The organism is Sporosarcina sp. NCCP-2222 (genome assembly GCF_023168145.1).
Classification (GTDB): Bacteria; Bacillota; Bacilli; order Bacillales_A; family Planococcaceae; genus Sporosarcina.
Genome location: NZ_BQYK01000013.1, coordinates 60,315 through 70,614 on the forward strand (window position 1 = coordinate 60,315; position 10,300 = coordinate 70,614).

At 47.2% G+C, this 10,300-nt stretch carries 11 protein-coding genes and 1 rRNA gene; all 12 read right to left on the minus strand.

Going from position 1 to position 10,300, the window contains the following annotated elements:
- Positions 1-306 (minus strand): PSP1 C-terminal domain-containing protein (locus tag NCCP2222_RS19520; RefSeq protein WP_282570741.1); only part of this gene is annotated, 306 nt, incomplete at its 3' end.
- Entirely contained in the window at positions 299-1,294 is a 996-nt protein-coding gene (gene holB, locus NCCP2222_RS19525) for a DNA polymerase III subunit delta' (protein ID WP_248514071.1), read from the minus strand. The genes holB and NCCP2222_RS19520, both read right to left, overlap by 8 nt.
- A 52-nt stretch (positions 1,295-1,346) precedes the next feature.
- Positions 1,347-1,787, minus strand: a complete 441-nt coding sequence (locus tag NCCP2222_RS19530; protein ID WP_248514073.1) for a YaaR family protein — start codon at positions 1,785-1,787, stop codon at positions 1,347-1,349.
- Positions 1,788-1,846: 59 nt separating this feature from the next.
- On the minus strand, positions 1,847-2,176 hold the full coding sequence (locus NCCP2222_RS19535; RefSeq protein ID WP_060206001.1) for a cyclic-di-AMP receptor: 330 nt from the start codon (positions 2,174-2,176) through the stop codon (positions 1,847-1,849).
- A 48-nt stretch (positions 2,177-2,224) separates the two neighbouring features.
- Complete coding sequence (gene tmk / locus NCCP2222_RS19540; RefSeq protein ID WP_248514074.1) at positions 2,225-2,863, minus strand: dTMP kinase; 639 nt, start codon at positions 2,861-2,863, stop codon at positions 2,225-2,227.
- 12 nt (positions 2,864-2,875) lie between these two features.
- Positions 2,876-4,306 (minus strand): aminotransferase class I/II-fold pyridoxal phosphate-dependent enzyme, encoded by a 1,431-nt coding sequence (locus tag NCCP2222_RS19545; protein WP_248514076.1) that lies wholly within the window; start codon positions 4,304-4,306, stop codon positions 2,876-2,878.
- Between the two features lie 127 nt (positions 4,307-4,433).
- The gene (locus tag NCCP2222_RS19550) at positions 4,434-5,579 is read right to left on the minus strand and encodes an ABC transporter permease (RefSeq protein ID WP_248514077.1); all 1,146 of its coding nucleotides are present in this window, start codon (positions 5,577-5,579) and stop codon (positions 4,434-4,436) included.
- 1 nt (position 5,580) lies between these two features.
- Entirely contained in the window at positions 5,581-6,789 is a 1,209-nt protein-coding gene (locus tag NCCP2222_RS19555; RefSeq protein ID WP_248514079.1) for an ABC transporter permease, read from the minus strand.
- A gap of 12 nt (positions 6,790-6,801) precedes the next feature.
- Positions 6,802-7,734, minus strand: a complete 933-nt coding sequence (locus NCCP2222_RS19560) for an ABC transporter ATP-binding protein (protein ID WP_248514081.1) — start codon at positions 7,732-7,734, stop codon at positions 6,802-6,804.
- A gap of 136 nt (positions 7,735-7,870) precedes the next feature.
- Positions 7,871-8,536, minus strand: coding sequence for a response regulator (locus tag NCCP2222_RS19565; protein ID WP_248514083.1), 666 nt, complete (start codon positions 8,534-8,536; stop codon positions 7,871-7,873).
- Positions 8,533-9,750: a sensor histidine kinase gene (locus tag NCCP2222_RS19570; protein WP_248514084.1), complete on the minus strand. Its 1,218-nt coding sequence runs from the start codon at positions 9,748-9,750 to the stop codon at positions 8,533-8,535. The genes NCCP2222_RS19565 and NCCP2222_RS19570 overlap by 4 nt, the downstream gene beginning before the upstream one ends.
- Before the next feature lie 447 nt (positions 9,751-10,197).
- Positions 10,198-10,300 (minus strand): 5S ribosomal RNA (gene rrf, locus NCCP2222_RS19575); the annotation flags it as partial.

Genomic DNA, 10,300 nt, shown 5'->3' on the forward strand with positions numbered 1-10,300 from the left:
AAGTTTCATATCAAGCTGGTGTTCCCGTATCTTCTCCATACACGTACCGAACGCCCGCTCCGCCTCTTGACGGTTTTCTTCGACTTGCTCAATGTCATCAGGCTGCGCAACCCTGATGATCTTTTTCAATGGCAAAACAACATCATTTTCCTCGACTTCCCTGACCCGGCTTGCAACTTTGCCATATTCAATGCCTCTTGTCGTTTCTACAATGACATAATCACCAATTTCGAGTTGATAATCCAGAGGATCGAAATAATATATTTTACCCGCTTTTTTGAAGCGGACACCTACTATTTTATACAAGCATTAACCCCTCCTGCAAATTGAGCACCAGCTGTTCCATTAGAAGTGTACGGTTCATATTGCTGTACAACTTCTTCTTCGCCTGTAAGACTGCTTCCATCTTGGCCGATAATTGACTGTACGTCAGCTTCATGGAGAGACTGCTGAAAAATTGCTGCTGATCCGGAAACGTCAACGTCGACGTCAGTCCCGCTTTCAACGAAACAATATCACGGTAGGCGTACAGAAGCAAGTCCAATCCGCGTTCTGCATCCTCTTTCTCCTTGATTGAAACTGTCCAATCGGTCTGTATGAAAAGAAGCGCCTCATTAACGTTGCGATCAGATGCTTCAATCAATTTTAACACTGTTTTTCGAATCTGTGCAAACTGCTCATCTCCCGCAAGCGAGATGGCTTCCTCCATATTTGCAGTTACCGTCGCCACGGTTGCTGCCATGGAAGGATGAATATCATGCTTTACCACTTCTGCGATCAATTCTTCTCTGGACGGCGGGAGAAAAGAGATCCGTTGGCAACGAGATCGAATCGTTTGCAATATGGTCTGGTAAGCTTCTGTGAGAAGAATAGCCGTTACCTCGCCCTCCGGCTCCTCCAAATATTTTAGCAGCGTATTGGCAGCCGATACATTCATCCGTTCTGCCTGAACGATGATATAAATCTTTCTGCCCGGCTCAAAACCCTTCTTCGTCATTTTCATGATCAAAGCGGACATTTGGTCCTTTTTAATGTCTTGTCCGTCGGGTCGAATCATCGTAATGTTCGGATGGTTGCCGGATTCGACTCTTCGGCAAGCGCTGCATGTTCCACATGGAACGCCCTCTACTGGATTACCGCAAAGCAGAAGTTTCGAAAAGAAAAGAGCAGCTTCTTCTTTTCCCGTTCCCCGTTCTCCGTCAAATAAATAAGCGTGGCCAATTCGTTTATTTACAAAAGAAGTCGTCAGTCTTTCAATCACCGGCTGTTGACGTTCTACAATTGATTGTTTCATAGGCCCCACCTCTTTCGTTGCAAAAAACCCCGTGTTTTTCGTGAACACGGGATTACATATATAGGTTAATGAGAAGTCCTTTGATTTCTCCTATTTTCCCAAGTAATTCAACAGAATTCTTTTCTTCGTTCAGCAAAGCTTCTGCCAATTCAATCAGTTTTTCATCGATTGTCTGGACAATCTTCAACCGTCGCCCTTCGCCGTACTGGTTCCACGTATGCGATTGCTTTACGTCCAGACCCGACTCAACTGCCTCTTTCAAAAACCGTTTGACAAGCATTTTGAACTTCGCCATTTCACGTAAATTCCGGGAACGCGCCAGACGGTCTCCGGCAGCAGAAATGTCTCCGAGGAGCCTGGTCAATTGTTCACCGTGAAGACGCTCTTGCTGCGTTAGAACCATTTGTCCAAACCGGTTGCCCGTCTGAGCCGATCGCGAAGGATCGTTTTTCAGTTTATCGAGCCCAGCCCGGTAATCACTATTTACTTTCAAAAAAGTTCACCTCATTTATACCACCAAGCAAAGAGGTACAAAAACAACTGTTAGTTGAATCAGAAATGATGGAATTGCTCAATTGGCAGAACAAATACGGTAGCGCCTCCCACTTCCACTTCCACTGGATATGGAATATAGGAATCTGCGTTGCCGCCCATCGGAGATACCGGAGCGACCATTTGATCGCGCGAACGACAATTTTCACGGATCAACTCAAGCGCTTTGGGTACAAGACTGTCATCTGTACCGATGAGGAATGTCGTATTTCCTGATCGCAAGAAACCACCTGTACTCGCTAATTTTGTTGCCCGGAAGTCGTTTTTCGTCAAAGCTGCAGACAACCGGTTGCTATCTTGGTCTTGGACTACCGCTACTATCAATTTCACGCCTATCACTCCTTTTTTTGTATCGTTCTATTCATTATATCACGAAACTCATTCAGAAATGAGTTGAGAACTTACAATTTTCCAAACATTTTCAGTTACTGTTTTTATTTCGCACGATGCATCGATGGTCGTGATCCGATCCGGATACTGCTTCAGCAATCTTTGATACCCCTCGTAGACCATTGTATGGAAATGAATGCTTTCCTGATCCAAGCGATTTTGTTCCCTCTCGTCATTTCGGCTGATCCTCTCCAAACCTTCTTCCGGACTGATATTAAAAAAGATCGTCAAATCAGGCATCGTATCCCCAATGGCAAAACGATTAATGGACAGGACATCATCCATGCCAAGTCCCCGGGCATAGCCTTGGTATGCGAGGGAACTATCGACAAACCGGTCGCAAAGCACAACTTTACCTTCTGTCAGCGCTGGAACAATCTTCTCAACCAAATGCTGTCTTCTGGCGGCTGCGTACAATAACGCCTCGGTTCTTCCATCCATCTCCTGATGGGTGTTATCCAGAATGATTGCACGTATCTTTTCTGCAATACGGATACCCCCAGGCTCCCGGGTCGTCAATACATCATGGCCATCCAGCCTCAGTTTATTCGCCACTTCCTCCAGAACGGTTGTCTTTCCAGCTCCTTCAGGTCCCTCAAAGGTAATAAATACCCCTTTTTTTAACATAGTAAGCCTCCATCATTCAGTCGCGACTAAAATTTTCCTTTGTTCCGTCCGGATTTCACCTTGGAACTTCGCGTTCATCATTATATATTGCGTTAGCCATTCGGCATGCTTTTCATTGATTCGCTCTCCACCTAGTACCAGCGGGACACCTGGAGGATAAGGGATAATCGAGCCCGCCGCTACACGTTCTATCGCCGATTCGATGGGAACCCACTCCGCTTCCAGCTTCCGTAACTCGGTTGGAGAAATAGCCAGCGTGCTGATTTCCTCGCCAATCGAAAATGCGGAAAGCTTTGCAGCATCGGACACCGCTTCCGATTTCAATCGTATGATCGCCTTCTTTATTCTTATCAGGCTTTCCTCAAACGGAAAATAATTGTCCTTTTTCAATAACGGCAGGATCAATAAGATTTGGAAAGGATCCGCCAGCTCCGCAAATATGCCTTCCGCCTCCAGCTTATCAAGCAAGTCGAAGCCAGTATAGCCTTCCACCCGCAAAAGCAGCTTTAATGGGTCATCCACTTCTACGACGTTGATAGAAGATAGCTCTCGTAAGCTGCGAATGAAAGCCGTCCGCTCCTGCAAGAATGCTTCTTGGTCATTGGAGGTGTAGGAAGCAGCATAGCTTCTCGCATCGTCCAGAGACGCCATGAGCAAATAAGACGGGCTGCTTGACTGAAGCATTTTTAAATAATGGGCTATCCTCTGCGGATCTATCAATGAAGATCGGACATGCAGAAAAGAAGCCATAGTCATCGCTGGCAATGTTTTATGAGCGGAATGAACAACAACATCTGCTCCGAGTGACAATGCGGACGTTGGAAAAGAACCGCCTGCGACAAAGTGAGCACCATGCGCTTCGTCCACCAATACCGGGATGCTCTGCTCATGGCATAGCTCGATAATAGCTGCCATCTCATCACCTGCGACTCCGTAATAAGTAGGATAGGTCAGGACAACCGCTTTTGTGTCGGGTGCCGCCTCGATCGCTTTTTTTATTTGCAAGGCACAAACCGTCCCGATCGTTTGCGTCTTTTCATCCCACTTAGGGGAAATGAACACGGGACGGGCCCCCGTCAGTTCAATAGCGTGAAAGATGGATTTATGGGCATTCCGCTGCACAATTACCGTGTCTCCTGGCGAGCACACTGCAAACAGCATCGCCAAATTGCCGACTGTGGAGCCATTCACAAGGAAAAAGCTTCGATCTGATTGATACAAATCAGCGAGCCGTCGTTCTGCATCTTGAATCATGCCAGCCGGCTCATGCAAATCATCCAGCCCACTGAGTTCCGTCACATCATAGGACAGCGCAGACCGGATCTCCTTCGGCAATGTAGACAATAACCCATTCTTATGGCCTGGCACGTGAAAGGAGATCGGTTGCTGTTTTTGAAATTCATCCAATGCCTGAATAACAGGACGATCCATGTGGCGCTTCAATACGTTTACACTTCCTTTGTATTCATTATAAAGCAAGAAGGAGGAAGTGTAAAAAGACGGATAGCACATCGGTTCAAATAAAAAAGGCGAGAAGATACCCGAATGGATTCTCTCGCCGCTTTTCGCTTTATTGGTACCGCACTCTCGATATACCGATGGATAAGAAGACGATAGCAAAGCCCATCAACACCAGTATCGGTGTCATGATGTCTCCCAGAGCTGCTCCATCCACCAGTGATTTGAATCCTTCAATCGCCCATGACTGGGGAACGAAATTAGCGATTTTCTGCATGAATTCTGGAACGATGTCCAGTGGCCAATAGACGCCGCCCAGCATGCTCGTCGAAATAATAAGAAGCATTCCGACGGCACTTTGCTGCTCAGAGGTTTTCACGAGGGTTGCAATGGCCATGCCTAATCCGACTACACTGAACAGCAATACCGTAACAAGTATTGCCAAGCCAAGCGGATCTCCCCATTGAACGCCAAATAGCAGAGATGTCAGCACGATGAGCAAGGTAAACTGCACAAATCCGATGATGAAAAAGGATAGGACATAGCCCAGTGTCAATTGAATCCGTGTCGCCGGTGTCGTTAACAATCTTGACCAAATACCCATGTTACGCGCCTCAATCAATGTCCCTGTAGTGAAAAGCATAACAATCATGACAAACATGATAGAAAAGCCTGCGGAGCTATACGACATCTTATTCCAGCTTTCCACTTGCGCATCGTTCATATGGATTTCGCTGATCCCGTTTGTTCCGCTCTCCGTTTCGATCAGCTGTTCAAAAACCATATCCCACTCCTTGTTTTCATATGAGGCGCCAATCTGGGCTGCTGTCACCTGGAGGTCCAGTGTCCTGATCGCCTGATTGTACAATTGCTCCAACATAGGTGCCGCCGCCGTGCCAGGAGGATGCTGCAGCATGACAGCCGGTTCTTCCTTTGCGATATGGCCAAGGAAATCTTTTTTAATGGTTACGACGCCTTCCACCGACTTCTCGGAAAGTAACTCTTTTGCAGTTGCTGCATCGACCTCTTCATACTCGGTAAAAGGATGGGACTTCAGCTGGCGGATCAAATGCTGCGAATAAACGGATCCATCCTCATCAACAATTGCGATGGGCATGGCCGAGCCTGCGTTTTCTCCAAATAAGCCGCCGAACAGCAAGGTGAAAATCAATGGCATGGCAAACATGATGATATAAGATGAGCGCCTTTTAAAGGTGCGTTTCATTTCCAACGAACAAATCGCTACTATTTTTCTCAAATCATTTTCCTCCCGATAACGCACTCACCCGCATGCGGGCGGAGCCTATAACGATGGACGCGGCACCGATGGCAAGCAACACAAGAGCGGCGGCTCCTAGTGACGCCCACGTCGCTCCGTTCATGATGGATGTAAAGCTATTCAGTGCCCATGAATTCGGCAGGACGAGTGCCACTTTTCGCATGACTTCTGGAAACGCGGATAACGGCAGCATGGAACCACCCAAAAGCGCGAGCACTTGCACCATGATCCCGCCTGCCGTGTCGGCCGTCTTTTCATTCGCGGAGAAAGCTGCAATAAGGATGGCTAGACCAGACACGGCAAAGCTATAGACAAGCCCGATAAATAATGTCTGAACCGCACTCTCGCCCCAATCTACTCCTAAGAAAAAATGCGTGGCCGCCATGAAGACAATGAATTGACCGAAGGCCAAACCCCACGTTCCTAAAAACTTGCCGCCTAAAATGAAATCCACCCGCGTCGGTGTCATCCGCAGCCGATCTAATGTGGCCGAATGCTGTTCTTGATGAAGGGACTTCCCTCCCCGAACTGCATTGAAAAGAAGGAACATCGCCGCCATCGCAGCAGCATAGTATTGCATCGAGGACACTTCCCGTTCCCCGATTGAAGCCACCTCAACATACTGCCCTTTACGTTCCACTACTTCCTTCATTCCATTAAGCAGCTCCGCCTGGACCTTCCCCGGCTGGATGGCCGGGTCCTGATAGGAAGCAGCTACAGCAAGATTAGTCATGATTTTTTCAGTCGAATTGGACATCGTCCACGCAGTTTGGGCGAAGGAATCCGTGAGCTGCTGGGTGAAAAGAGCACTGGACTCCTTGCCGGACACCGCTAAAATCGCTGCCGGTGTCTTCTGCTCTCCCCATTCTTTTGGCAGGATGATGCCTACATCCACTTCATCTTGATTAACCCAATCCTTTAATTCCACATCAGTTGCCGCCACCTTGACCGTCAACATCGTCAAATCCTGTTGCAAATAGTTCTCCACGAATTCCCTAGCCAGTGGATCTTCTTCCATATAGACCCCGATGACCGTGGCAGGAAGCGATTCACCCTCCATTACCCCTTTTAAGGCAAATCCCAATATAGCAGTTAACAAAAAGGGCATAAGCAACAAGAGCAAAAAAGCTTTTCGATCTTTCAGCTGGATGGCAATATCCTTTTGAGCAATCAACACCATTTTCTTCATACAAAACGCTCCTTAATCTCGCAAAGAACGGCCCGTCATCTGTAAAAACAGTGTTTCCAGGTCCGCCTCTTTCAGTTTGATTTGACGAAGTTTCACAGCCTCTTTAGCAGCCATCGAAACAATGGAGGCCATCATGTCCTGGTCTTGCTTTATATAGAGATGAATCTCAGACGCTTCCGGAATCATGACCTTCTCGACTCCATCCAGCTGTTTTAATTTCTCCACAAAGGCAGGACGCACTTCCTCAACATCCAAGAGCAGCTGATTTCCCCCGGCCAATCGTTTGCAAAGCTCCTGCGTTGACCCGGTTGCAATCACTTGCCCATGGTCCATAATGGCGATCCGTTTGCAGAGGAATTCAACCTCTTCCATGTAATGACTCGTATAGATAATCGTCATCCCCTGTTCATTCAAACGCTTCACTGTTTCTAAAATGTGATGGCGCGACTGCGGATCAATCCCGACGGTCGGTTCATCCATAATGAGAAGCTCGGGACGATGGAGCAAGGCAGCTCCAATATTGATGCGGCGTTTCATTCCTCCGGAAAATGTCTCAATCCGATCTTTCCCGCGTTCTACAAGTCCTACTGTCTCCAACACTTCTAAGGCACGGGCCTTTGCTTCTCTTCCCTTTAAGCCGTACATTTTCCCCCAAAATACCAAATTGTCGAGCGCGGATAAAGTTGGATAAAGGGCAATATCCTGTGGAACAACCCCGATTTTCTTTTTAATTTCATAAGGGGATCGGCTGACAGATAAACCATCCACTTGAATGTCACCTTCATCATACGGAACAAGTCCACAAATCATAGAAATGGTAGTCGATTTCCCTGCACCATTCGGTCCAAGCAAGCCAAATGCTTCACCTTTCCCAACATGCAAAGTAATCCCCTTTACTACTTCTTGCTCACCAAAGCGTTTCTTCACATTCGTCATCGTTAACATGCAAATGCCTCCTTCTTCACTTCCTATCATAAGAGAAAGGGAAGATTTCACCATCTGGCGCGCGATAGATTTTCGCCATGAAAAAAAACGGCATGCGTATGCCGTTTTTCATAGCCCCTTATGCGAGACGTCATATTCAAAATGTGGTGACACCATAACGGACCGCAAAAATGGCCGCCTGTGTGCGATCACGAAGGCCAAGTTTATGGATAATGTTTGAGACATGGTTCTTCACTGTGCCTTCGGTTATGAATAAACTTTCCGACACCTCTTTATTGTTCAGTCCCTGCCCCAAATACTGCAACACTTCCCGCTCACGGATTGTCAGCTCAGAGAGGCCTTCAGGAGGTTCCGACGCGCCTTCCAATACCTTCTCCGCTTGCTTAAGCCGTCCTTCCGCCAGAAGATGGGTCGTAAAATCCTTTGGCAGCACGACGCCTCCATGGAAGACCGTGCTAATGGCTTTGGCAATCGTCTCGGTTGGCATATCTTTTAATAAATAGCCGCTGGCCCCTTCCTCCAAGGCATCGAAAATCAAATCACTATCATTGAACGTAGTGAGAATCAAAACCTTAATATTCGGCAGCTTTTCACGGATCAGCCTCGTACCTTCCACTCCATTGACACCTGGCATCCGAATATCCATCAAGACAATATCCGGCTCCAGCCGGGATGCCTGAGTTAAAGCATCGAAGCCTTCCACTGCTGTACCGACAATATGAATCTCCTCCTGCAGGCTCAACAAGGAACTCAACCCTTCGCGGATCAAAGGCTGATCATCTACAATTAATACGTTTATCATGCAATCACTCCTGTCGATGACCATCTCACCCGTTGCAACGGAAAGGAAACATGGATCGTAAACCCTTTTCCCTCTTCACTCTCCATTTGCAGCATGCCTCCATGCTCGGCCACCCGTTCTTTCATATTCAATAAACCAAAGCTCGGGACCACTTGCCCGGCCCCCTTGCCGTCGTCTTGGATCTCTAGCCGCAATTCCTTCGAATCCACCCGAATAGAAACCTGACAAACATCTGCATTCCCGTGACGCTTAGCATTCGTCAAGGCCTCTTGGACAATTCGCTTCAAGGTGGGCTGCAAGAAAAGAGGGATTGACGACAAATCGCCCTGCACATCCAATTCAGTTTGCATATGGGCAGAGTCGGCAAATTCCTTCAGCAGTTCCTTCATGACATGGAGGAAGGACGCCTGCAAATGATCCTCTTCTTTCAAAGTCCGAACCGATAACCTCACCTCATGAAGCGAATCCCGTGCCAACTGTTCACACGTGCCAATAATCGCTTTGGCCTTATCCGGATCACGGACGGACATTTCATTCGCCAACTGCAATTGAACAATCAGTGCTGTCATTTTATGTCCAACCGTATCATGAATTTCCCGGGCAATTTCATTACGCTCCCGGATCACAGTCAACTCTTCCACTTGATTTGCATAACGCTCCAACTGCCCGTGCGCCTCCTGCAGCGCTGTATGCGTTTCATTCAGTTGGTCATACTGCACCGCGATTGTTTCCTTTGCCAACTGGATATGGCGAATCAAACTCCCTACCAAAGCACAGTAAATGACAAACGTCAGATTGATTAAATTACTAGTAATCATAAAATCGCCCAATACGTATTGCCGATAACTCACAAATCCCCACGCAATGAAGAAAGCAATCGGAAACACCTTCACCACTTGCTTCCCGTCAAAGGCAATGAAAACCGTCGTCGCAATGATGCCAAAAAAGATCAGATACAAATAACCGCTGTCCGGAAATATCATACCGAATCCAAAGGCCAGTAGAAAGTCGACAGACGAGCAGATCATCCGAACAATAGAACGCGTAGTCGTCATATGGATGAAATGAGTAACAACAAATACCAGCATCGCAACAGGCACATAAAACGACCAACCCGTCCATGATGCTTTATCGGCTGGAATATAGTAAATGCATAAGATCATCAAAGTAACAAGCCGAATGGAAGTAAGCAACATCATCGATAAACTTTTCATGTCATCTTCCTTTATTAAACTATTTCTACTTCTTCCTTATGATGAATGAAAAAGAGATTACCCGCAACATAATCTTTTATTTGGCGGAAGGGAGGAGGTGGATTTTGATAGGCGGGGGCGAGTGTACCACGTCTGACTATGAATGAACAGGCACTTTACGGGCTGAATGTAGTCAAGCGATGATCAATTTGGTTTAGACGGTGATAGAATCGGTTTAGGCGGTGATAGAACTCGTTTACCCGGTGATAGGATGGGTTCAGGCGGTGATAGAAAGGAATTCAAGGAGATTGGCGGCTTGATCATCTCTCCAGCATCTTGCGGCAAAGCCCTTTACTAACAATCTGTTCCTGCTTGAATTAAGTGATTCTTAGAAGATCTTTAAAGATACCTGACGGTATCTATTATATTTAAGCACAAAAAAACCATCCCCCACAGGGGATGGCCTTTGCCCGGCGACGTCCTACTCTCACAGGGGGAAGCCCCCTACTACCATCGGCGCTGAAGAACTTAACTTCCGTGTTCGGTATGGGAACGGGTGTGACCTCTTCGC